This is a genomic window from Stutzerimonas marianensis (assembly GCF_022810315.1).
In the GTDB taxonomy this organism is placed as follows: Bacteria; Pseudomonadota; Gammaproteobacteria; order Pseudomonadales; family Pseudomonadaceae; genus Stutzerimonas; species Stutzerimonas marianensis.
On record NZ_JALGRD010000010.1, the window covers coordinates 117934 to 139894 of the forward strand.

Sequence of the window (21961 nt, forward strand, 5' to 3'; positions counted from 1 at the left end):
TCCCGATGCGTGTGAAGCTGTTTCTCGCCGCCGTCGCACTGTGCTGGCAGTTGCCGGTGCAGGCCGTGCCGCTGATGGATCTGGTGGATATCGAAGGCATCCGTGGCAACCAGCTGATCGGCTACGGTCTGGTGGTCGGCCTGGATGGCACCGGTGACAAGAACCAGGTGAAGTTCACCAGCCAGTCGGTGGCCAACATGATCAAGCAGTTCGGCGTGAACCTGCCGCCGAACGTCGACCCGAAGCTGAAGAACGTCGCTGCGGTGACCGTTACCGCCACGCTGCCGCCGTCCTACAGCCCGGGGCAGAGCATCGATGTCACCGTGTCCTCGCTGGGTGATGCCAAGAGCCTGCGCGGCGGCCAGCTACTGATGACCCCGCTGCAGGGCGTCGACGGTGAAATCTACGCCGTGGCGCAGGGCGCGCTGGTGGTCGGCGGGGTGAATGCCGAGGGTGCCAGCGGCTCCAAGGTGGCGATCAACACCTCCAACAGCGGCCTGATCCCCAACGGCGCGACGGTGGAACGGATGATTCCCACCGACTTCACCGAGCGCCCGGACGTGATGCTCAACGTGCGCCAGCCGAGCTTCCAGACCGTCACTCGGGTGGTCGATGCGGTCGATGCCTACTTCGGCAAGGGCACCGCCACCGCGCTCAATGCCACCAAGATTTCGATTCGTGCGCCGGTCACCAGCACCCAGCGCATGAGCTTCATGGCCATGCTCGAACGCCTGGACGTCGAAGAAGGTCGTGTGCGACCGAAGGTGGTGTTCAACAGCCGCACCGGCACCGTGGTGGTCGGCGAAGGCGTGCGGGTGAAGGCCGCGGCGGTGGCCCATGGCTCGCTCACGGTGACCATCAGCGAGCGGCCGCAAGTCAGCCAGCCGAACGCGTTTGCCGGTGGCGACACCGTGGTTACACCGCAGTCCGACGTGGCCGTCGAGCAGGACCGCAAGGCCATGTTCAAGTGGCCGGAAGGCGCCAGCCTGGAGAGCATCATCAGCACCATCAACAGCCTGGGCGCGACCCCGGATGACGTGATGAGCATCCTCCAGTCGCTGGAACGCGCCGGCGCACTGAACGCCGAATTGATCGTGATGTAAGGCTGGCCATGAGCATCGTTTCCCTACCGCACCACCTCAATGCCATGCGTGCGCGCAGCGACGGCCCCAGCGCCGCGCGCCGCCAGCAGCTGGAAATGGTTTCCGAGCAGTTCGAGGCCATGTTCCTGCAGCAGATCCTCAAGCAGATGCGCAAGGCCGGCGACGTGCTGTCGGCCGGCAACCCGATGCGCAGCCGCGAGCTGGATACCATGCGCGACTTCTACGACGAAGTGCTGGCCGAAACCCTGGCCGGCAAGCGCCAGACCGGAATCGCCGACATGCTGGTGCAGCAGCTCTCCGGCGGCCGCGACGGCACCGCGCCGGCACCGGCGGCACTCGGCCTGGCCAGTGTCGGGCAGGGCGGCCAGCATGCCCTGCGGGGCACCTGGCAGCGCGGCGTCGAAGCGCTGGACAGCGCCTGGTCGGCGGGCAAGGCCGGCTTTCGTGCGCTGGTCGACAGCGTCATCAAGCACGAGTCCAGCGGCAACGTCGCCGCCGTCTCGCCCAAGGGCGCCCGCGGGCTGATGCAGCTGATGCCCGGCACCGCCCGCGACATGGCCGCCGAACTCGGCCTGCCATTCGACGAGGCGCGCCTGACCCGCGATGCCGAGTACAACAAGCGCCTCGGCAGCGCCTACCTGAACAAGATGCTCGAGCGCTACGACGGCCATGAGGCGCTGGCGCTGGCCGCCTACAACGCCGGCCCCGGCAAGGTCGACGAGTGGTTGAAGCAGCATGGTGATCCGCGCCGCGGCGAGATCGATGCGGCGAACTGGATCCAGAAGATTCCCTACCAGGAAACCCGCGACTACACGCGCAACATCCTCAAGGACCTGCAGGCCGCCAACAGCCAGCCGCGCGAGCCGCAGGCCGCGCTACAGCCGGCCGGCCGGTCGCCGGCGGCACAGGCCAGCCTGGGCACCGCCGAGCGACTGTCCCGCGGGCAAATGCTGGCCACGCTGGAGGGCGAGCGCATCGGCACGCAACAGCCGGCACCCGTTGCGCTTAATGAGCCGCCCGCGACAGTCGCCTTGGATAGACAACCACCGGTCGTCGCGCGCCATCTCTCCGTGGCGTTCGCCCAACCGATCCGCATCGATTCGAAGGAAGTGCTGTCGTGAGTGTCTTGAGTCAGATTGGCTACAGCGGCGTCCGCGCCTCGCAGATCGCCCTAACCGCGACCGGGCAGAATATCGCCAACGTCAACACGCCCGGCTTCAGCCGCCTCGGCCCGGAACTGCATTCGGTCGGCGGGCAGACCGCCACCAGCATCGGCGGTGGCGTGCAGGTCAGCAGCATTCGCCGGCTGTCCAACGATTTCCAGAACCAGCAGCTCTGGCGCGCCAGCACCGACAAGAACTACTACGGCACCAGCCAGCAGTACCTTTCGGCGCTGGAAGGCCTGATCCACAGCGAAGGCTCCAGCGTCAGCGTCGGCTTGGACAATTTCTTCGCCGCGCTCAGCGAGGCCAGCTCCACGCCGGAATCCATTCCCCTGCGTCAGCAGATCATCGGCGAGGCCAAACAGCTGGCGCAGCGCTTCAACGGCCTGAACAGCAACATCGGCACCCAGCTCAACGCCCTGCAGGGTCAGCGCGTGGCAATGGTCGCGGAGATCAACGGGCTGTCCGACAACATCGCCGAGCTGAACGTGGAAATCCTCAAGATGGAGTCGGCCGGGCGCGATACCGCCACGCTGCGCGACTACCGCGAGAACCTGATCAAAGACCTCAGCCAGTACGCCGGCATTCGTGTGCAGGAGGTCGCCGACGGCACGCTGACCGTGTCCCTGGCCAACGGCCAGCCGCTGGTCGCCGGTGGCAGCGCGGGGCAACTGACGGTCGAGCAGAACCTGGCCGGCGAACAGGAGCTGGCCCTGGTGTTCGCCAAGACCACCTTCCCACTGGTGCAGGATGGCCTCGGCGGCTCGCTCGGCGCGCTCTACGACATGGAGTACGGCGCGCTGCGGCCGGCCCAGGACGACCTGCACGACATGGCTGCGGCCCTGGCGCAGAGCGTCAACGACACCCTGGCCGGCGGCTTCGACCTGAATGGCGATCCCGGCCAGCCGCTGTTCGTCTACACCCCCGGCAGCACCAGCGGCATGCTTGCTGTGACGGCGCTGGCTCCGGAACAGCTGGCCTTCTCCTCCGCCGGGCAGAGCGGCACGGGCGAGGTTGGCAACAACGAGAACCTGCTGGCGCTGCTGGAGCTCAAGTCGGCCAAGGTCAACGTGGCCGGCAGCGATGTCCCCCTCAACGATGCCTATGCCGGCCTGGTCGGCCGGGTCGGCAGTGCCAGCCGGCAGAACCAGGCCGACCTCGCCGCTGCCACCGTCGTCGCCGAGCAGGCCCAGGCCCAGCGCGACAGCGTCAGCGCGGTGAACCTGGACGAAGAAGCGGTCAACCTGATGGCCTACGAGCAGGCCTATCAGGCCAACATGAAGGTCATCAGTACCTCCAACGACCTGTTCAACGCCGTACTGGCAATGTTCTGAGCCGACTGACGAGAAGACACCATGCGCATTTCCAACGCCCAGATCACCGCCACTATGCACGGTTCGCTGAACAACAGCTCCGAGAAACTGGGCAATCTGATGCAACAGATGGCCAGTGGCGAGCGCATGCTGGTGCCATCCGACGACCCGATCTCGGCGGTCCGCGTGCTGCGCATCCAGCGCGAGGAAGCCAGCCTGACGCAGTACCGCACCAACATCGCCAACGTCGCCGGCAACCTGTCCAAGCAGGAAGCCAATCTCAAGGCGGCTTCCGACAGCATGCTGAGCATCCGTGACCTGCTGCTGTGGGCGGCCAACGGCAGCAACACCGACGAGGACCTGTCGGCCATCGCCAACGAGCTGGAAACCCTCGAAGGCACCGTGCTCAGCTTCGCCAACGTGCGCGACGAGGAGGGCCGCTACCTGTTCTCCGGCACCCGCTCCAACCAGCCGGCGATCGCCCTGGTTGGCGGTGTCTACGTCATGCAGGGTAACGACCAGCATCGCCAGGCCGCGGTGGCCAACGGCGTGCTGGTGGAAGAGAACGTCACCGCGGCGCAGGTCTTCGGTGCCGGCGTGGGCATGCTCAACGAGCTGCGCAGCCTGGTGCAGACGCTCAAGGACCCGGCGCTGGATTCGAGCGACCCGGCCGTCCGCGCGCAGATCGCCGCGAGCATGGACAGCCTCGACGCCACCCACGGCAGGCTGCTCGGCGCGGTCACCGATCTCGGCGGGCGGCAGAACACCCTGACGCTGCTGTCGAGCAGCAACGAAGACGTCTCGCTGGTGAACCAGAAGATTGAAGGCGAGCTCTCGCAGCTCGACTACGCCACCGCCAGCATCGACCTGAACAACTATCAGCTGTCGCTGCAGGCGACGCAGAAGACCTATTTGAAGATCAACGGGCTGTCGCTGTTCGGCATGCTCTGACCGAGGTAGCGTGAATGAAGATTGGCAAGCAGCTACCCGCTGTTTCCGCAATCAATCCGCAGGAGCGGCGCGAAGCCCTGCTGCGCGATACGCCTGCGCCGTTGCGTGGCGGCCTGCCGTCGGAAACGCCGCACGCCGAGACGGCTCCCAGCAAGAGCACCAGCTTCAGCCTGCAGCTCAACCAGCAGCTGTCGTCGATGCAGTCGGCCGACAGCTACCTGGGTGATCTGCAGAGCCGCCTGTCCCAGCTCAAGCTGGACCTCAGCCGCCAGATCAGCGCGCCGCAGCCAAGCGGTGAAGAAAATATCCGTCGCTCGGCCCAGCAACTCGACGAGCTGCTGAAGGCGCGCCGCCAGCGCTCCGGCGAATCCCTCGATGCGACGCTCAAGCTGCGCCTGACCGAACCCGTCCGCAGCCGTTTCAGCCTGCAGGGGCTCGAGTCGCTGGAGCAGATTCGCCAGTCCGGCCGCGAAACCCTGCTGTTCAGTGGCGGCCGCCAGTTGGCCGAGCCCGTCGCGGTGGTGCTCGACGACGAGATGACCGACGAGCAGATCCTGCGCCGCTTCAACGGCAGCCTCGGGCAGGCCGGTATTCGCGCCGAGCTGGATCAGAACGGCGAGTTGAAATTCTCCGCGCGTGAAGCCGATTGGCAGAAGCTCAAGGGCCAGTTGGCGGTGCAGGGCGAGGGCAAGCTGTTCGAGAAGGGTCGGTACGTTCGTCTGCAGAGCCAGGAAGACCAGCTGCTCGCGCTGCCCGAGGAGCTGCAGCTGGACTCCTTTCGCGAACTGCGCCGCTTGCTCGATTCGGTGGTCACCGGGCTCGACAAGGTCACCGCGCTGCGCGAGCAACTGAGCAACCGCCAGAAGGAAATCCGCGAGTTTCTCGCCCGCCAGGCCCATGCGGACGAGAAGCAGTGGGCGCTGGACTTCTCCCGCTCGGTGTTCAACCTGATGCAGCGCAGCCCCTCCAGCTACGCGGCCGTCACCCAGACGGTCGTGGCGCAGGCCATCATCAGCCGCTTCGCGGTGGTCAGCCTGCTGTCCTGATCTCAGCCCCCGCTCTGGGTGCGGTCGATGAACTTCACATCCGACGGCCGCCCCATCGGCAGGCTCTGAAGGGTGTCGCCCAGCAACCCGGTGTCCGGGTCGCGCTCGAGCACCACCAGGGCATCGCTCTTCTGATTGGCGATCAGCATGAACCGGCCGCTTGGATCGATGGCGAACTCTCGCGGCTCGCGGCCTTCGCTGTCGCGCTGCTGGATCTCGCGCAGCATGCCGTTGTCGTCGACGGCGTAGACCAGGATCCGATTCGTCTCGGCACGATCGCTGACGTACAGGAAGCGGCCGTCCGGCGAGGGATGGATCGCCCCGGGGGAATGCCGGGAAGCGTCGCCGTCCTCCGCCAGGTTCACCAGCTGGCGCTGGACCAGGCTGCCGTCGACATGATCGAAACGCACCACCTGGGCGCTCAGCTCCAGCGTTGCATAGGCCTGCAGGCCGTCAGGGCTGAACGCCAGGTGCCGGGGCCCGCTGCCATCCGGTAGCGTGATGACCGCCGGGTCGGCTGGCGTCAGGGGGCGCTCGGCGTTGCTCGGGTCGTAGCGGTAGACGAAGATCCGGTCCGCGCCGAGATCGCTGACGAACAATGTCTTGCCGTCCGGCGATATCACGGCGGAATGCACGTGCGCCGATTGCTGGCGCTCGGGGTGCTGTTCGCTGGCCTTGTGCGTGGCGATCTGGGTCACCGGCATCAGGGTGCCGTCCTTCGCCGTTGGCACCACGGCCAGGCTGCCGCCAGGGTTGGCCCGTGACCCATAGTTGGAGACGAAGAGGAATCGCCCGTCGCGACTCAGTGCCAGGTGGGTGGGCTCGTCGCCGAGGGTGATCTGCTGCGCCAGCGGGGAGAGTCTGCCGCTGCTTGCGGCGATCATGAAGGCGCTGACCCGGCCCACCGGGTCGGGATGCCCGGGGCCATTTTCGTTGGCGGCGTACAGGCGGTTGCGATTCAGATCCAGGGTCAGCCAGGACGGATTGTGGCTGCGGATGACCTGCAGGGGTTGCGGGTCGAGGTGGCCGCGTTCGGCGTCGAACTGCATCCGGTAGATGCCTTCGCTGTTGCCTTCGCTGGTGTAACTGCCAATGAGGACCTGGTACATGGGTGCGGCGGCTCCCGAGGTGCTGAAGGCCAGGGACCCGATCAGGGCGCACTGGCGCAGGGCGTTGATGAGGTGGCGCATGGCGCATCTCCAGACAGACGTGAGCATGTGACCGCAGTCAGGCGGCAATGCTCCGGTCGAAGAACGCTGCGCCGCCCCTCAGCCCTGGGCGCGCACGCTCAGGCCACGCGGCCCCTGCGGCTTGCAGCGGCGCAGGCCATGCAGCGAGATCACCACGGGTACGGCGAGCGCCAGCCAGCTCAGCCAGTCGCCGGCACCTTCGGAGACCAGGCCGGCGATCAGTCCGATCGCCGATACCACGGCGATCACCACCGGCCACAACCAGATGCGCATCATGCCCGACCCTCCGTCGCGCCGCGCTTGAGCCACAGGTACAGGCCGCTGCCGAGCACCACGATGGTGAGAATGTCCAACAGCCCCCAGAGGATTTTCAGCGGCAGGCCGCCGTAATCGCCGAAGTGCAGCGGTTCGGACAGTTGCAGCGCGGTGACGTACCAGGGCCGGGCGCCGGCTTCCAGGACCTCGCCGTTGGCCGGATCGACCAGCAGCGCCTGGGTCAGGCGCGACGTCAGCGGCGTGTCGCCGCGCAGGATCACCGCGACATGCTCCGGCGTGGCGCGCAGGGTGCCGGGGTAGGCAATCATCGAAACGGCCATGTCGGGTGCCGCGGCCAGCACCCGGTCGACGGCAGTTTGCAGCGAGCCGTCCGCGGCCGGGGCATCACTGGCATCGTCCGCGAGCAGCACACGAGTCTTGCCGGCCTGCAGCGCGGCGACCTGTTCGGCCTGCCAGGCCTGGAATATCAGGTCCGCCCAGGTGTTGATCACGCCGGTGAAGCCCACCGCCAGCGCCCAGACCAGGGTGACGATACCGAGCAGGTTGTGCAGGTCCAGCCAGCGGGTACGGGCCGTGCGCTCCTGGCGTACCTCGCCGAAGCGCAGCTTGCGCATGAAGGGGGCGTAGAGCACCACGCCGGAGACGATCGCCACCATCAGCAGCAGGCCCATAAGACCGAGAAACAGCTTGCCCGCCAGCCCCGCGTAGAGGTCCACGTGCAGGCGGTACATGACGCTCATGAAGCCTTCGTCGAAGTTCGGCGCGCCCAGCACCTCGGCCGTGCGGGCGTCGGACAGGATCAGGGTCGACTCGCTCTCGTCGGTGTCGACGCGGGTGTCGAGCTTGACGTACCAGACGTCCGGCTCGTCTTCCTCGGCGAAGAAATACAGCGGGACCAGCCCCGGATAGGCCTCGACCGCCTTGGCAGCCACCTGATCGACCGGAGCGCGTGGCGCGCCCTCGGGCATCGCCGGCGCCTCGATCTCGTTGCCGGTGAGGTGATCGATCTCATGCGAGAAGACCAGCGGCAGGCCGGTCAGGCACAGCATCAGGATGAACAGTGTGCAAACGAGGCTGGACCACTTGTGGATCCAGCCCCAACGGCGGAGCGTGACTGCCTGCATCAGAAGTCGACCGTGGCGCTGACCGTGAGGGTGCGCGGGGCGCCGAGGACGAGGTAGCTCTGGTCGGGGTAGCCGCCAGCCGAGGCCCAGTAGTCGCGCCCGGTCACGTTGTCCAGGTTGGCGCGCAGGGTCACGTCACGCTCGTCGAGCACCATCCGGTAGCGGGCACCGAGGTCCAGGCGTGTCCAGGACGGCACCTTCAGGTCGTTCGCCGCATCGGCGTACTGGCTGCTGGTATAGACGACCTGGCTGGTCAGGGTCAGACCGTTTACACCCGGCAGGTCCCATTCACCGCCAATATTGGCCTGGGTGCGGGGCACGCCGATGGCGCGGTTGCCTTCGTTGAGTCCGTTCTCGGTGCGAGTCAGCTCGGCGTCGAGCAATGTCACGCCACCCAGCAAGCGTACGCCATAGACAGGTTCACCGAATACGGACAGCTCGATGCCGCGGTTGCGCTGCTCGCCTCCGTCCGTGAATACACCGTTATCGATGGTGCTGAAAGGCCGATCGGTCGTGAACAAGGCCAGGCTGCCGCCAAGGTAGCTACCGTCATATTTGATACCCACCTCGGTCTGCTCCGAGACATAGGGCGCCAACGCGTCGCCCGCGTTGGTGACGGGACTGCCGCCACTGTTCGCCGGGGCAATATCACCTTTGACCAGCGCCTCGATGTAGTTTGCGTATACCGAAAGTTCATCGGTCAGCTTGTAGACCACGGCAGCCGACGGAGTGGTCTCGTAGCGGTTATAGGACGACGCACGCAGGCCGGAGTTGTAATCGTAGGTCTTGGCTTCGATGCCTTGGCGGCGGGCACCAAGGGTAATCAGCAGGCGGTCGTCCAGAAACCCGAGGGTGTCAGCGATGGCCAAGCTTTGGGTATGGGTGCGCTCGGTCACATGGGGGTTGGACATCGCGCCGCCTATGAAGAAGTCTGCCGATGGCATGGGGCTGGCGTAGGGGTCATAGAGGTCATTGGCAAAGCCGGCGAAGTTCGAGAAGGCGTAGGCGTTACGGGCCTCCACATCGAACATCGCCGCCGAGACGACCCATTGGTGCGATACCGCGCCGGTCTGCGCGAGCCCACGCAGGCCGACTTCGCTGGTGAATACCTCCTCCTCGCGCACGTTGTCGAAACGGTACGCGGTGAGGTTGCCATTGGCATCGGACGTCGGGTTGGCCAGGCGATTCTTCTCCTCGCCCTCACGCACGCCAGCAGCGAGCCAGCCTGTCACTGCATCGGAAAAGTCATATTCGGCGCGGAAGGTGCCGAAGGTCTGCTTTTCCTTCGAGTAGGTCCACGGCTGGGCGAAGTTGTCCTCGGCGTCCGGCGCGCTGGGGATGCCACCGGCAGGAGTTACGTTCGGGCGCGGGCTGTCGATGAAGTGGTACTGGTGGCCGATGTCGCCGGACAGGCGGAAGTTGTCACCCTGGTAGTCGAGGCCAAGGGCAAACATGTCGAGGGTGCGATCCTCGTCCTCGACCGTGGTTTCGCCGGCGCGCTTGGCCGCGTTCAGGCGCACGCCGAAGCGGTCGTCCTCGCCGAAGCGACGGGCAATATCCGCCGAGCTGGTGAACTGGCCGCCGTTCTCGGCACCTACGGTCAAGCGTGTCAACGGCTCGTTCGGTGCGCGCTTGGGCAGGATGTTGATCGCGCCGCCGATGCCGCTGCCACCCGGTGCCGCACCGTTGAGGAAGGTGTTGGCGCCGCGGAACACTTCCACGCGCTCGATGAATTCGGCAGCCACGTACTGGCGCGGCAGCAGGCCATAGAGACCGTTGTAGGCGATGTCGTCGGAGAACACTGGGAACCCGCGTACCACGTACAGCTCCTGGAAATTGCCAAAGCCGCGGGCGACGCGTACCGATGGGTCGTTCTGCAGCACATCGGAGACGCTACGCGCCTGCTGATCCTGGATCAGCTTGGAGGTATAGGACGTCGAGGTAAACGGCGTCTCCATATAGTCCTGATTACCCAGGATGCCTACCCGGCCGCCTCGGGCCACCTGTTCACCCGCGTAGGGTTCGGTCAGGCCCTCGGCGGAGGCGTCGGCGCTGGCGGTGATCTCGACCGATTGCAGTTCCACCGGCTCGGTGGTCGCCGCCTGGGGCTGGCGCTCGGTTTGTTCCTGCGCCATCAACGGCGTGCCAGTGAAGCTGGCCGCAAGGCAAACGGGCAGCAGGGCGGTTTTGCGTGCGAAGCGAAGAGTGGGCATGGGAGACCTGACCGGCATGGAGGCAATGGGTGGATCACGGAGCAGAGGCCGACGAAACGGCATGCTATCTGAGGGCCACTATCATATTTCAATGCGAACAATTCGCAACCTAAGTTGCATCATCCTGCGCCGAATGGTCGCGACTATGCCGTTGGTCGTCATATTCGGAAACACATGAGGGTGGTTGTCGATCTGGCGTGCTGCCGGACGACCAGTTCATGCGAAACCCACATGACAGGAGAAACCACCATGCCAAACGCCATCCACCCGGACGAAGCCCGCATCCGTCAGCTGCACGACGAATTCGAAGTTGCCCTCAAGGCCAGGGATCTGGACCGGATCATGACCCAGTACGCGCCGGACGTTGTCGCCTTCGACGCCGTCGGTGCGCTGCAATTCGCCGGCGTACCGGACTACCACGCGCACTGGAAGCGCTGTTTCGAGTTCTGCCAGGGCGAGGGCTTCTTCGAAACCCACGAGTTGCATGTCGAGGTAGGCGGCGACCTGGCGTACAGCCGCATGCTCTCGCATTGCGGCGGCCCCAACGAAAAGGGCGAGATGCAGACCGCCTGGATGCGTGGCAGCCGGGTCTGGCGCCGGCAAGGCGATCAATGGCGGGTCGTGCATGAACATTTCTCCATGCCCTTCGACATGGAGACCGGACAGGTTTGCATGTCCGACTCGACACCGCCGTTGCAGGAGCAGGCCGGGTAGGGCGCTGAGCGTTCGTCGCTTGGTGGGGCAGGGAGCGCCGGTCGCTGCTAGCGTTGCTGGGTTACCGGCAGACGGAGCCCCGCCATGAAATACCTGTGCCTGATCTATTACGACGAGCAGCTTGTGGACGCGATGACCGACGAGCAGTGGCAGGCACTGGTCGCGCGCTGCCTGGCCTGCGGCGAGCGCCTGCGTGCCAGTGGGCATATGCTCGCCGGCGAGCCGCTGCAATCGGTGCGAACCGCCCGCACGGTCAGGGTGCGCGAGGGCACCGCATCGGTCGTCGATGGGCCCTTCGCCGAAACGCGCGAGCAACTGGCCGGCTTTTACCTGATCGAAGCGGCTGATCAGGCGGAAGCCGAGGCCATCGCCGCGACGATTCCGCCGGCCAGCCTCGGCAGCATCGAAGTGCGGCCGTTGCGGCAGCTGCCACAGCGTTAGCATGCCCGGTTACGCCAGCCCGCTGGCCGGGCGGATCGAGGCCATCTATCGACAGGAGTCGCGTCGTGTCCTGGCGACGCTGATTCGCCTGCTCGGCGATTTCGATCGGGCCGAAGAGGCGCTGCACGACGCCTTCGCCGCGGCTGTGCAGCAGTGGCCGCGGGAGGGCGTGCCCGACAATCCGCGCGCCTGGCTGGTGTCCGCCGGGCGCTTCAAGGCCATCGATGCGCTGCGCCGTCGTGCACGTTTCGATGCCTCGCTGCGGTTGCTGGCCGAGCAACTGGAAGGCTCGCCGGACGCCGCGGAGGTGGACGAGATGGAAGACGACCGTCTGCGGCTGATCTTCACCTGCTGCCATCCGGCGCTGCAGCCGGACGCCCGCGTGGCACTGACCTTGCGCGAAGTCTGCGACCTGACCACCGAGCAGATCGCACGGGCCTTCCTGGCCGCGCCGGCGACCGTGGCGCAGCGCATCGTCCGCGCCAAGGCGAAGATTCGCGAGGCGAAGTTGCCCTACCACGTACCGTCACGCGACGAGCTGCCGGCGCGGCTGGACAGCGTCCTGCGGGTGATCTACCTGGTCTTCAATGAAGGCTATTCGGCCTCGAGCGGCCCCGAACTGACCCGCGCGGACCTCAGCGCCGAAGCGATTCGCCTGGGCAGGCTGCTGCTCGAATTGCTGCCGGACCCGGAGGTGGCGGGACTGCTTGCACTGATGCTGCTGCACGACAGCCGGCGGGCTGCGCGCCTTGATGCCGCCGGCGACCTGGTGCGGCTGGACGAGCAGGATCGCAGCCGCTGGGACAGGGCTGAAATCGCCGAAGGTATCGCCCTGGTGCAGCGCGCGCTCGGATCGAGACGATTCGGCGCCTACACGTTGCAGGCCGCCATCGTGGCCGTGCACGCGGAAGCCCCCAGTGCCGAACGAACCGACTGGGCGCAGATCGTGCGCCTCTATGACCTGCTGCTGCATGCCACCCCGTCGCCGGTGGTCGAGCTCAACCGCGCCGTGGCCTTGGCCATGCGCGATGGGCCTGCCGCCGGATTGGCGGTCACGGACGAGCTGCTGGCGCGCGGCGAGCTGCCTGAATATCACCTGCTGCATGCCGCCCGCGCCGATTTCTGTCGCCGTCTCGGACGGGTGGACGAGGCGCGCGAAGCCTACCGGACGGCCTTGGCCCTGGCGCAGCTGGAGCCGGAGAAGCGCTTCCTGCAGCGGCAGCTGAGCGAGCTCGAGCGCTAGCGAAGAGCAATAACGCTCCACGACAGCTACAGGGCGTTTGTTGGCGGTATGGGTTGAGCCGGGGGCCGTTGGGCGAATAGATTCGCCCCTACAAAGTTGTCGGGGTGGCTGGCCCGGTAGGGGCGCCCTTGTTCGCCTACTGGCAACACCGCCGGCGATCACGCTCGCCTGCGGTGGCGCAGAGGCTGCCAAAAGCGAGGATTTCAGCGGCGTCGTGGTCAAGCAGAGTGCAGTGCGGTCGCTCGCGCCTTCAGGTAAATCCCTACCCACCACTCAGCCGTCATTGCTGCCCGCTGGCAGGTAGTCGCTGCGGCTGAGGCCGTGGCGCTGCATCTTCTCGTTGAGGGTACGGCGCGGGAGCTGCAGCTGCGCCATGACCTCGCTGATGTTGCCCTTGTGTTGTTGCAGCGCATTGTGCAGGCATTGCGCTTCGAAGGCTTCCATCTGTTCGGCGAGGGAGGTTCCGGTGCTGGTGGTGGGGGCCTGTGCCGTTGGCGGCGGGGTCAGGCCCAGGGCGTGACGTTCGGCGGCGTTGATCAATTCACGGACATTGCCCGGCCAGTCGTGGCCGAGCAGCTGCGCCAGCTCCGCCGGGCTGGCGGGGACGGGGTCCCGACCGTGGCGCTGGGCGGCCTGGCTGGCGAAGTGTTCGAACAGCAGCGGAATGTCCTCGCGCCGTTCGCGCAGGGGCGGGATGTGCAGCTCGGCGACATTCAGGCGGTACAGCAGGTCCTCGCGGAAGCGCCCGCCGCGCACCTCTTCCAGCAAATCCGGCTTGGCGGCACTGATCACCCGCAGGTCGACCTCGATGCTGCGGTTCGACCCCAGCCGCTCGAGTGTTCTCTCCTGCAGCACGCGCAACAGCTTGACCTGTTGGGCGAGCGGCATGCTTTCGATCTCGTCGAGAAACAGGGTGCCGCCGTGGGCGTGCTCGATGCGGCCGATGCGCTTGGCCTGGGCGCCGGTGAAGGCGCCGCTCTCATGGCCGAAGAGTTCGCTCTCGAAGATGGTTTCCGGGATGGCCGCGCAGTTGAGCGCGACGAACGGATTGCGCGCGCGCGGGCTGAAGTCGTGCAGGCAGCGCGCCACCTGCTCCTTGCCGCTGCCGGTATCCCCGCGGATCAGCACGTTGACATTGGTGCCGGCCAGCTCCAGCACTTGGCGGCGCAGGTTTTCCATGGCGCGCGAAACGCCCAGCAGCATCGACTCGATGCGCCCCTTGCGGGTGAATTGCTCGCGCAACTGGCGGTTCTCGCAGACCAGCCGACGCTTGTCCTGGGCACGTCGAACGCTGTCGAGCAGGCGTTCGGGGGTGAAAGGCTTTTCGATGAAGTCGTAGGCACCCTGGCGCAGCGCCTGCACGGCCATGGGCACGTCGCCATGGCCGGTGACCATGATCACCGGCAGCTCCGGGTCCAGCGCGACCAACCGCTCCAGCAGGCCGAGGCCGTCCAGGTCCGGCATGCGCACGTCGCTGATCAGCACGCCGGGAAAACCGCGGTCAACGATGCCCAGCGCTTCCTGCGCACTGGCGCAGGTGCGCACGCGATAGCCGGACAGCTCCAGCCATTGCTGCACTGCCTGGCGGATCGCCGCCTCGTCATCGATGAAGATCACCTGGCCGGTCATGTCATGTCCTCCTGCTGATCGCCAGTCTACTCGCTGTGGCCCGGCTCGGCCGCTGGCAGATGCAGCTTGAACACGGCGCCCGCGCCCTCGTTGCTCGCCTCGAGCGTGCCACCGAGGTCCCGCACGATGCCATAGGACACGGCCAGTCCCAGGCCGAGGCCATGGCCCACCGGTTTGGTGGTGAAGAACGGCTCGAAGACCTGCTCCAGATGTTCGGCCGCGATGCCCCCGCCGCTGTCGGCGACGCGCAGGGTCCAGCCGTCCCGCTCGGGCACGCAGTCGATGTGCAACTGGCGCACCTGGCCGCCGAGCATCGCGTCGAGGGCGTTGGTCAGCAGATTGATCAGGACCTGTTCCAGGCGGATCGCATCGCCGCTGACCCAGGCATCTCCCGGTACGCGGGCCTGAACCTCGACGCCTTCGCTGCGGATGCGCGGCGCCAGCAGGTGCAGGGCCTGGTCCAGCACCTCGGCCAGGCTCAGGCGCTGACGCAGCCCCGCGGGGCTCTTGCGGGCGAAGGTCTTCAGGTGGCTGGTCAGCGCGGCCATGCGCTCGAGCAGGCCCTCGACCTGCCCGATGCCTTCGCGCACGGCGTCGGTGCGGCCGCTGTCGAGCAGCAGACGCTGGCTGGCCAGCTGCATGCGCAGGGCCGTCAGTGGCTGGTTGATTTCGTGGGCGAGAGCGGCGGACATCTGCCCCAGGGCCGCCATGCGCGCGGCATGCACCAGTTCGTCCTGGGCGGTGTGCAGCTCACGGGTGCGCTCTTCGACCAGCCGTTCGAGCTCGCTGCGGTTGCGCTGCTCGATGCGCCGTGTCTTGCGGCGTTGCGCGAGAAACAGCAGCAGGAACGCCAGCGTCATCCAGACCCCGGCGGCGGCCAGGCGGTAGCTGCGTACGCTGGCGGCGATCTGCTGCGGCTCCTGCAACAGGTGCAGCGTCCAGTCCTCTTCGGGCAGCGACAGGCGTTGCCACAGATACAGGCGGCGCCCGTCCGGCCCCTCGACCAGACGCTGTTCGCTGTCCTCGGCGATCTGCTGCACCTGGTCGCTTGGCAGCGGTTGCAGGGTCTGTTCGGCGTAGCGGCGCACGGCGACCAGGCGCTCGCGCACTTCGTCGCTCAGGGGGCGCAGGTAGCGGAAGCGCCACGCCGGCCGGTTGGTCAGGATGACGATGTCCAGCGAGTCGGAAATCAGCAGGATGCCCGACTGGCCGACCCATTCGCGCTGCATATCTTCCAGTTCGAGCTTGACCACCAGCACGCCGATGACCTCGCCGCGGTCGTTCTTTACCGAGCTGGAGAGGAAATAGCCGGGAATGCCGGTGGTCACGCCGACGGCGAAATAGCGACCCGAGTCGTTCGCCAGGGCGTCGAGGAAGTAGGGGCGGAAGGCGTAGTTGTTGCCGACGAAGCTGCTCCAGTCGCGCCAGTTGCTGGCCGCCAGGGTTTCGCCGTGGCGGTCCAGCAAGTAGAGCACGGACGAGCCGGCGGCCTGGTTCTGCGCTTCCAGGCGCAGGTTGAGCTGTTCACGCAGGTTCTGGTCGTCCGGGTTGGCGAGCAGCTGGCGGATGTCGCTGTCGAGCGCCAACAGCGCCGGCACCGAGCGAAAGCGCTGGACCTGCGTATGGATCGCCTGGGCGTACAGCTGCAGCTGGCCGCGTGCCTCCTGGCTGCGCTCGTCCCAGGCGCGCTGTTCGGCAACACGCCCTGCCAGGTGCATGCACAGCAGCAGTCCGGCAAGGATCAGCAGGACGGTCAGGACGACGCGATAACGGCTGGCGGGCACGGGTTCGGCTCATCGAAGGGTGGCGGCCATGGTAAGCCACGCCGCCTGTCGGAAGCGACGCCTCACGCGGCTAAAGGCTGATGTACAGGGCTGGGAGATGGTGGCAATGTGACTGCTCGGTCAGTTGCCGCCCGGCCTGACCGATGCGCGCCGTCTGGCGGGCAGGGACGCTCGCCGACAGGCCCGCCTGGGTCATGTCGTTTTCGAGTTGCCGTCATGCTGAGAAAAATCCCCGTCGATGCCGTTCGTGCCGGCATGTACATCCACTCCTTCGAGGGCGACTGGCTCTCCAACCCCTTCTGGAAAAGCAGGTTCGTCATCGACAAGCCTGACGATGTCCAGCGGCTGCGTACCAGCGGGCTGGTCGCGGTGTGGATCGATCTGAGCAAGGGCCTCGACCTGGCGCCGGTCGTCGGCCCGGCAGCAGGCGAGCAGATGGCGTCGACGAACGCCACGGCGACCCCGGAGCTGCCCACCGTGGCTACGGTGCCGCGCTGCACCGTACGCGATGAGCTGCAGCGGGCCGCGCGGATCCTCAGCAAATCGAAGAAGGCCGTGGGCGAGCTGTTCAACGAGGCGCGCCTGGGCAAGGCCATCGACGTCGACTCCTGCCTGCCGCTGGTTTCGGACATCAGCGATTCGCTGGCGCGCAATGGTTCGGCGCTGATCGGCCTGGCGCGGCTCAAGCACAAGGACGAGTACACCTACATGCACTCGGTCACGGTATGCGCGCTGATGGTCTCGCTGTCGCGCCAACTGGGGCTCGACGAAGCCACTGCGCGCGAGGCCGGCCTCGCCGGGCTGCTGCATGATGTCGGCAAGATGGCCATGCCCAGCGCTGTGCTGAACAAGCCCGGCAGCCTGACGGACGATGAGTTCGCCATCATGCGCAGCCATCCCGAGCGCGGGCACGCGCTGCTGTCCGCCGCCGAAAACCTGCCTGCTTCGGTGCTGGACGTCTGCCTGCATCATCATGAGAAATTCGATGGCACTGGCTACCCGCATCGCCTGAAAGGCGAGGAGATCAGTCTGTTCGCGCGGATGGGCGCGGTCTGCGACGTCTACGATGCCATCACCTCGAACCGCCCGTACAAGACGGCCTGGAACCCGGCCGATTCGGTGGCGCGCATGGCGCAGTGGAGCGGGCATTTCGACACGCGGATCTTCCACGCTTTCGTCCGCTCGGTCGGTATCTACCCCCTGGGGTCGCTGGTCAGGCTCGAATCCGGGCGCCTGGGTGTGGTCATCGAGCAGCACGAGGATCGCCTCACCGAGCCGGTGGTGCGGGTGTTCTTCTCGAGCAAGACGCGGATGCAGATCCAGCCGCAGGACCTGGACCTGTCGCGGCGCAACCCGGGTGACCGCATCGTCGGTCGGGAAGACCCCGTGCAATGGGGCTTCAACAAGCTCGAGGACATCTGGCGCTAGCCATGCCTGCCGCGCTGGGTGCGCCCCGCAGCCGCAGGCCGGTACGCGACCGGCGGGTCGCACCTGACGGGTAGCTGAGCTATCATCCGCGCCCTGTCTGGCCGCTTCGAGCCTTCGAAGCCCTCACGAGTGTGTCCCCAAGCATGACCTGGCTGCCCAGTCCGCCATAGCGCAATGCCCTTCGCCTGAGCCGATCTCCGGTTAGGACGGTCGCGCTGCCCCGTGCTCCGCATTTCGCGCACGCGATTTGCACCCTGTTCCCCATTCAGAAACTAGCCTTGTATCAATCAGCGCGTCGCTTCGATGCCGTTGGTGGTGCTTTTGCTCTGGAAAACCACAATGCTTCAAACGATCAAACAAAACTGGTTCTGCAACCTTCGCGGCGATGTGCTCGCGGGTCTGGTGGTCGCGCTGGCGCTGATCCCGGAGGCCATCGCCTTTTCCATCATCGCCGGGGTGGACCCGCGGGTCGGGCTGTACGCCTCCTTCTGTATCGCCGTGGTGATCGCCTTCGTCGGTGGTCGTCCGGGCATGATTTCGGCGGCGACCGGCGCCATGGCGCTGCTGATGGTGACGCTGGTGCGCGAGCACGGCCTGCAGTACCTGCTGGCGGCCACCCTGCTCTGCGGTGTGCTGCAGATCGGCGCCGGCTACCTGCGTCTCGGCTCGCTGATGCGCTTCGTCTCGCGCTCGGTGGTCACCGGCTTCGTCAACGCGCTGGCCATCCTCATCTTCATGGCCCAGCTGCCGGAGCTGACGGGGGTCACCTGGCACGTCTACGCCATGACCGCGGCGGGCCTGGGCATCATCTACCTGTTCCCCTATGTGCCAACGCTCGGCAAGGTCATCCCGTCGCCGCTGGTCTGCATCCTGACCCTGACGGCGGTGGCCGTGTACCTGGGCCTGGATATCCGCACCGTCGCCGACATGGGCGAGCTGCCCGACACCCTGCCGGTCTTCCTCTGGCCGGAAGTGCCGCTGACCTTCGAAACCCTCGCCATCATCTTCCCGTACTCCGCCGCGCTGGCCGTGGTCGGCCTCCTGGAATCGCTGATGACCGCGACCATCGTCGACGACCTCACCGACACCGGCAGCGACAAGAACCGCGAGTGCAAGGGCCAGGGCGTCGCCAATATCGTCTCCGGCCTCTTCGGCGGAATGGCCGGTTGCGCGATGATCGGGCAGTCGGTGATCAATGTGAAATCCGGCGGTCGCACCCGCCTGTCGACGCTGATCGCCGGCGTCGTGCTGCTGCTGATGGTGGTGTTCCTCAGCGACTGGGTCGGGCAGATCCCCATGGCCGCGCTGGTGGCCGTGATGATCATGGTCTCCATCGGCACCTTCAGCTGGGATTCGGTGCGCAACCTCAGGCGCTACCCGCTCTCGACCAACATCGTCATGGTGGTCACCGTGGTGGTGGTGGTCTTCACCCACAACCTGGCCTACGGCGTGCTCGCCGGCGTGCTGCTGGCGGCGATGTTCTTCGCCAACAAGGTCGGGCACTACCTGCACATCGGTTCGGAACTGGACGTCGACGGCCATGCGCGGGTCTACCGAGTGGTCGGTCAGGTCTTCTTCAGCTCCTCGGACAAGTTCACTCGCGCCTTCGACTTCAGGGAAGCGCTGGCGAAGGTGACGATCGACCTCACCCATGCGCATTTCTGGGACATCACCGCCGTCGCGGCGCTGGACAAGGTCGTCATCAAGTTCCGCCGCGAAGGTACTGAAGTCGAGGTGCTGGGGTTGAACGAAGCCAGCGCCACCATCGTCGACCGTTTCGGCGTACACGACAAACCCGAGGCCATCGACAGCCTCATGGGCCACTGATCAGGAGAGCTGCAATGAATCAAGTAATGGCCTGCATCGACGGTTCCCCCCAGGCTGCGGCCGTCTGCGACTGCGCCGCCTGGGCCAGCCGCAAGCTGGACGCACCGCTGACCCTGCTGCACGTGCTCGATCAGCAGCAATACCCGGCCGCCGGCAACCTCAGCGGCATCATCGGCCTGGGCAGCCGCGAGTACCTGCTCGAAGAGCTGGCCGCGCTGGACGAGAAGCGCAGCAAGCTCGCCCTCGAAGAAGGACGGATGATGCTCGATGCCGCCCGGCAACGCGCCATCACCGCGGGCGTGGCCCAGCCGGACGTGCGGCAGCGTCATGGTGATCTGGTCGAGAGCCTGCGCGAGCTGGAATCCGACATCCGTCTGCTGGTGATCGGCAAGCAGGGCGAAGACAGCGGCGTCGACACGGCGCTCATCGGCAGCCATCTGGAAAGCGTCATCCGCACGCTGCACCGGCCGATCCTCGTCACCCCGACCGGATTCACCGCACCGGACAGCGTCATGCTCGCCTTCGACGGCAGCGCGACCACCCGCAAGGGCGTCGAAATGATCGCCTCCAGCCCCCTGTTCAAAGGCATTCCCATCCATCTGGTGATGGTCGGGGCGGACACCGGTGACAGCCGCGCGCTGCTCGAATCGGCCCGTGACGCGCTGCGTGCCGCCGGGTTCGAGGTGCAGATCGCGATCCGCGCCGGCGAGGTCGAACCCACGCTGCATGCCTACCAGGCCGAGCACCGCATCGGCCTGCTGGTCATGGGCGCCTACGGGCACTCACGTATTCGCCAGTTCCTCGTCGGCAGCACTACCACCAACATGATTCGCACCACCACGACGCCGCTGCTGTTATTGCGCTGACGGCTTCGGCCTGGCGCACTGGGCGCCAGGCCAGCGGCTCAGGCGTACAAGTCCGCCCGCGACCAGGGCAGCTCATGGCTACCGTCCGGCAGCGGCTTGCTCGCCAGGATCTGGTGCAGGTTGATCCAGTTGCGGCGGAAACCATAGGCACAGCCCGCCAGGTAGATCCGCCAGATCCGCAGGGCGCGCTCCGGAACCATCCGCTGCGCCTCGTCCAGCCGCGCTTCCAGCCGCTCGCTCCAGAACTGCAACGTGCGTGCGTAATGCAGGCGCAGGCTCTCCACATCGACGATCTCCAGGCCCGATTCGCTGATGCAGGCGCCGATCTCCGTCACGTGCGGCAGCTCGCCGTGCGGGAACACATAGCGATCGATAAACTCGCCCGCGCCATGGCTGACCGGGCGGCCGTCGATGTAACGCGAGGTGATGCCGTGGTTCATCACCAGGCCACCGGGGCGCACCAGCGAGGCCAGCTGGCGGCAATACAGCGGCAGATTGGCATGGCCGACGTGCTCGAACATGCCGACGCTGACGATCTTGTCGAACTGCTCGTTTTGCGGCAGGTCGCGGTAGTCCATCAGCTCCAGCCTGACCTGACCCTCCAGCCCCTCGGCGGCGACGCGCTCGCGTGCCAGCTTTAACTGCTCGCGGCTGAGCGTGATGCCGAACACGTCGGCGTCATACTCGCGCGCGGCGAACCGGGCCAGGCCACCCCAGCCGCATCCCACGTCGAGCAGCCGGTCGCCCGGCTTGAGGCGCAGCTTGCGACACAGGTGGCGGAGCTTGGCCTGCTGCGCCTGGTCGAGGTCCTCGGTGCCGGTTTCGAAATAACCGCAGGAATAGACCATGTCGCGATCCAGCCACAGCTGGTAGAACGCGTTGGAGAGGTCGTAGTGATAGGAAATGGCCTCGGCGTCCGTGGCTTTGTCATGGGCCTCGCGGGTCGGCACCGAGTCGCCTTCGTCACCCAGCGCCCGGGTGATCTCATCGCCGATGCGGATGATCTCCTCCAGCGGCCCATGCAGATCGATCTGACCCTCGACGTAGGCACCGCCCAGCAGATCCAGGCTGGGGTGCGCGAGCTGTGCGACCAGGTTCGGGTCCTTTATCTCCAGCGTCACCGACGGCGCCGGGCCAATGTCCATCTCCTTCCCGTCCCACAGCTTCAGGCGCAACGGAAGGTCCAGTTCCCTCAAAGTCGGAAGTAATGTGGCCAACATGGTCGATCTCCTGATTCCGCGTGCAGGAAATCCTAGTCCAGCTTTTCCAGACGTGCGCTCGATCGGGAGATGGCTTTTGTCTATGGGGCCGATTGGAAAAACGAGCGGAACGGCTGCAGCTAGAGAGAACGGTTCGAGAGGCGGAGAATGTGCGGGAGAGGGGCTTATGGCGAAGATGGCGGAAGGCAGTGAGAGTCGAACTCACCCGGGAACGGCTGCCGCCCCCAACCGGGTTTGAAGCCCGGCCGCACCACCGGGTGCGATTGCCTTCCGTATGCGGCGGTACTTAGCTAAATCGAATCGTTTAGCGGTCGCTAGCCAATAAGCCCCTGCTAGCGGGTGAAAGAGCGTAGCAAATTGATATAGCGGTGACGACGTTTATGAGCTCTATGGTGCCCCGTCTGTGGCCAGCACGGCCATGATTTCCGCA

The 21961-nt window shown here is 66.2% G+C and carries 19 protein-coding genes and 1 tRNA gene; 11 read left to right on the top strand and 9 right to left on the bottom strand.

The genetic code is table 11. The features are described 5' to 3' along the window. Positions 1-5: 5 nt before the first annotated feature. Genes MST27_RS17995 through MST27_RS18015 form a run of 5 tightly spaced genes read left to right on the top strand, consistent with a single transcriptional unit; the run spans position 6 to position 5576 of the window. Complete coding sequence (locus tag MST27_RS17995) at positions 6-1103, top strand: flagellar basal body P-ring protein FlgI (protein WP_156244797.1); 1098 nt, start codon at positions 6-8, stop codon at positions 1101-1103. 8 nt (positions 1104-1111) lie between these two features. Next, the gene (locus MST27_RS18000; RefSeq protein WP_243607313.1) at positions 1112-2224 is read left to right on the top strand and encodes a lytic transglycosylase domain-containing protein; all 1113 of its coding nucleotides are present in this window, start codon (positions 1112-1114) and stop codon (positions 2222-2224) included. Next, positions 2221-3600, top strand: coding sequence for a flagellar hook-associated protein FlgK (gene flgK, locus MST27_RS18005; RefSeq protein WP_102839278.1), 1380 nt, complete (start codon positions 2221-2223; stop codon positions 3598-3600). The genes MST27_RS18000 and flgK overlap by 4 nt, the downstream gene beginning before the upstream one ends. Before the next feature lie 21 nt (positions 3601-3621). Beyond that, positions 3622-4530 carry a flagellar hook-associated protein FlgL gene (flgL, locus tag MST27_RS18010; RefSeq protein WP_243607314.1) on the top strand — a complete coding sequence of 303 codons (909 nt, stop codon included), beginning with the start codon at positions 3622-3624 and terminating at the stop codon, positions 4528-4530. Positions 4531-4544: 14 nt separating this feature from the next. Next, complete coding sequence (locus MST27_RS18015; RefSeq protein WP_243607315.1) at positions 4545-5576, top strand: hypothetical protein; 1032 nt, start codon at positions 4545-4547, stop codon at positions 5574-5576. A 2-nt stretch (positions 5577-5578) separates the two neighbouring features. Here MST27_RS18015 and MST27_RS18020 read toward each other — a convergent pair whose 3' ends face one another. The 4 genes from MST27_RS18020 to MST27_RS18035 form a co-directional block, all read right to left on the bottom strand. Beyond that, positions 5579-6766 (bottom strand): lactonase family protein, encoded by a 1188-nt coding sequence (locus tag MST27_RS18020; RefSeq protein ID WP_243607316.1) that lies wholly within the window; start codon positions 6764-6766, stop codon positions 5579-5581. Positions 6767-6844: 78 nt separating this feature from the next. Next, positions 6845-7042, bottom strand: a complete 198-nt coding sequence (locus MST27_RS18025) for a hypothetical protein (RefSeq protein WP_243607317.1) — start codon at positions 7040-7042, stop codon at positions 6845-6847. Next, positions 7039-8166, bottom strand: a complete 1128-nt coding sequence (locus MST27_RS18030) for a PepSY-associated TM helix domain-containing protein (protein WP_243607318.1) — start codon at positions 8164-8166, stop codon at positions 7039-7041. Before MST27_RS18030 ends, MST27_RS18025 begins: the two co-directional genes overlap by 4 nt. After that, positions 8166-10379, bottom strand: coding sequence for a TonB-dependent receptor (locus tag MST27_RS18035; protein WP_243607319.1), 2214 nt, complete (start codon positions 10377-10379; stop codon positions 8166-8168). Before MST27_RS18035 ends, MST27_RS18030 begins: the two co-directional genes overlap by 1 nt. 249 nt (positions 10380-10628) lie before the next feature. Between MST27_RS18035 and MST27_RS18040 the strand changes: the two genes are divergently transcribed. The 3 genes from MST27_RS18040 to MST27_RS18050 all read left to right on the top strand — a co-directional run bounded on the left by MST27_RS18040 (position 10629) and on the right by MST27_RS18050 (position 12777). Next, the gene (locus MST27_RS18040; RefSeq protein ID WP_243607320.1) at positions 10629-11093 is read left to right on the top strand and encodes a YybH family protein; all 465 of its coding nucleotides are present in this window, start codon (positions 10629-10631) and stop codon (positions 11091-11093) included. Positions 11094-11177: 84 nt separating this feature from the next. Further along, on the top strand, positions 11178-11534 hold the full coding sequence (locus MST27_RS18045; protein ID WP_243607321.1) for a YciI family protein: 357 nt from the start codon (positions 11178-11180) through the stop codon (positions 11532-11534). A gap of 22 nt (positions 11535-11556) precedes the next feature. Then, the gene (locus tag MST27_RS18050; RefSeq protein ID WP_243607389.1) at positions 11557-12777 is read left to right on the top strand and encodes an RNA polymerase sigma factor; all 1221 of its coding nucleotides are present in this window, start codon (positions 11557-11559) and stop codon (positions 12775-12777) included. Between the two features lie 273 nt (positions 12778-13050). Here the strand turns inward: MST27_RS18050 and MST27_RS18055 are convergent, their stop codons facing one another. From MST27_RS18055 to MST27_RS22465, 3 genes are all read right to left on the bottom strand, one after another. After that, positions 13051-14406, bottom strand: coding sequence for a sigma-54-dependent transcriptional regulator (locus tag MST27_RS18055; protein WP_243607322.1), 1356 nt, complete (start codon positions 14404-14406; stop codon positions 13051-13053). 26 nt (positions 14407-14432) lie between these two features. After that, a complete protein-coding gene (locus tag MST27_RS18060; RefSeq protein ID WP_243607323.1) occupies positions 14433-16190 on the bottom strand; it encodes a sensor histidine kinase in 1758 nt (585 codons plus the stop codon). A 70-nt stretch (positions 16191-16260) separates the two neighbouring features. After that, entirely contained in the window at positions 16261-16386 is a 126-nt protein-coding gene (locus MST27_RS22465) for a hypothetical protein (protein ID WP_275973298.1), read from the bottom strand. Between the two features lie 20 nt (positions 16387-16406). Here MST27_RS22465 and MST27_RS18065 point away from each other — a divergent pair, with 20 nt between their 5' ends. The 3 genes from MST27_RS18065 (at position 16407) to MST27_RS18075 (ending at position 20311) form a co-directional block, all read left to right on the top strand. Further along, positions 16407-17618 (top strand): HD-GYP domain-containing protein, encoded by a 1212-nt coding sequence (locus MST27_RS18065; RefSeq protein WP_243607324.1) that lies wholly within the window; start codon positions 16407-16409, stop codon positions 17616-17618. Between the two features lie 339 nt (positions 17619-17957). Beyond that, positions 17958-19445 carry a SulP family inorganic anion transporter gene (locus MST27_RS18070; RefSeq protein WP_243607325.1) on the top strand — a complete coding sequence of 496 codons (1488 nt, stop codon included), beginning with the start codon at positions 17958-17960 and terminating at the stop codon, positions 19443-19445. A gap of 14 nt (positions 19446-19459) precedes the next feature. Beyond that, positions 19460-20311: a universal stress protein gene (locus MST27_RS18075; RefSeq protein ID WP_243607326.1), complete on the top strand. Its 852-nt coding sequence runs from the start codon at positions 19460-19462 to the stop codon at positions 20309-20311. A gap of 38 nt (positions 20312-20349) precedes the next feature. On the opposite strand, the gene cfaB is transcribed toward MST27_RS18075, so the two are convergent. Both cfaB and MST27_RS18085 read right to left on the bottom strand, forming a co-directional pair. Beyond that, positions 20350-21531: a C17 cyclopropane fatty acid synthase CfaB gene (cfaB, locus tag MST27_RS18080; RefSeq protein WP_243607327.1), complete on the bottom strand. Its 1182-nt coding sequence runs from the start codon at positions 21529-21531 to the stop codon at positions 20350-20352. A 176-nt stretch (positions 21532-21707) separates the two neighbouring features. Then, positions 21708-21803: transfer RNA gene (locus tag MST27_RS18085), tRNA-Sec, on the bottom strand. Positions 21804-21961 lie beyond the last annotated feature (158 nt).

What these genes read in the sequence shown, in the direction of transcription:
- MST27_RS18040 (WP_243607320.1), top strand. Translation starts at nt 10,629, where the DNA reads ATGCCAAACGCCATCCACCCGGACGAAGCCCGCATCCGTCAGCTGCAC.
- MST27_RS17995 (WP_156244797.1), top strand. Translation starts at nt 6, where the DNA reads ATGCGTGTGAAGCTGTTTCTCGCCGCCGTCGCACTGTGCTGGCAGTTG.
- MST27_RS18000 (WP_243607313.1), top strand. Translation starts at nt 1,112, where the DNA reads ATGAGCATCGTTTCCCTACCGCACCACCTCAATGCCATGCGTGCGCGC.
- MST27_RS18035 (WP_243607319.1), bottom strand. Translation starts at nt 10,379, where the DNA reads ATGCCCACTCTTCGCTTCGCACGCAAAACCGCCCTGCTGCCCGTTTGC.
- MST27_RS18030 (WP_243607318.1), bottom strand. Translation starts at nt 8,166, where the DNA reads ATGCAGGCAGTCACGCTCCGCCGTTGGGGCTGGATCCACAAGTGGTCC.
- MST27_RS18070 (WP_243607325.1), top strand. Translation starts at nt 17,958, where the DNA reads ATGCTTCAAACGATCAAACAAAACTGGTTCTGCAACCTTCGCGGCGAT.
- MST27_RS18075 (WP_243607326.1), top strand. Translation starts at nt 19,460, where the DNA reads ATGAATCAAGTAATGGCCTGCATCGACGGTTCCCCCCAGGCTGCGGCC.
- cfaB (WP_243607327.1), bottom strand. Translation starts at nt 21,531, where the DNA reads ATGTTGGCCACATTACTTCCGACTTTGAGGGAACTGGACCTTCCGTTG.
- MST27_RS18020 (WP_243607316.1), bottom strand. Translation starts at nt 6,766, where the DNA reads ATGCGCCACCTCATCAACGCCCTGCGCCAGTGCGCCCTGATCGGGTCC.
- MST27_RS22465 (WP_275973298.1), bottom strand. Translation starts at nt 16,386, where the DNA reads ATGACCCAGGCGGGCCTGTCGGCGAGCGTCCCTGCCCGCCAGACGGCG.
- flgL (WP_243607314.1), top strand. Translation starts at nt 3,622, where the DNA reads ATGCGCATTTCCAACGCCCAGATCACCGCCACTATGCACGGTTCGCTG.
- MST27_RS18015 (WP_243607315.1), top strand. Translation starts at nt 4,545, where the DNA reads ATGAAGATTGGCAAGCAGCTACCCGCTGTTTCCGCAATCAATCCGCAG.
- MST27_RS18045 (WP_243607321.1), top strand. Translation starts at nt 11,178, where the DNA reads ATGAAATACCTGTGCCTGATCTATTACGACGAGCAGCTTGTGGACGCG.
- MST27_RS18025 (WP_243607317.1), bottom strand. Translation starts at nt 7,042, where the DNA reads ATGATGCGCATCTGGTTGTGGCCGGTGGTGATCGCCGTGGTATCGGCG.
- MST27_RS18055 (WP_243607322.1), bottom strand. Translation starts at nt 14,406, where the DNA reads ATGACCGGCCAGGTGATCTTCATCGATGACGAGGCGGCGATCCGCCAG.
- MST27_RS18065 (WP_243607324.1), top strand. Translation starts at nt 16,407, where the DNA reads ATGCTGAGAAAAATCCCCGTCGATGCCGTTCGTGCCGGCATGTACATC.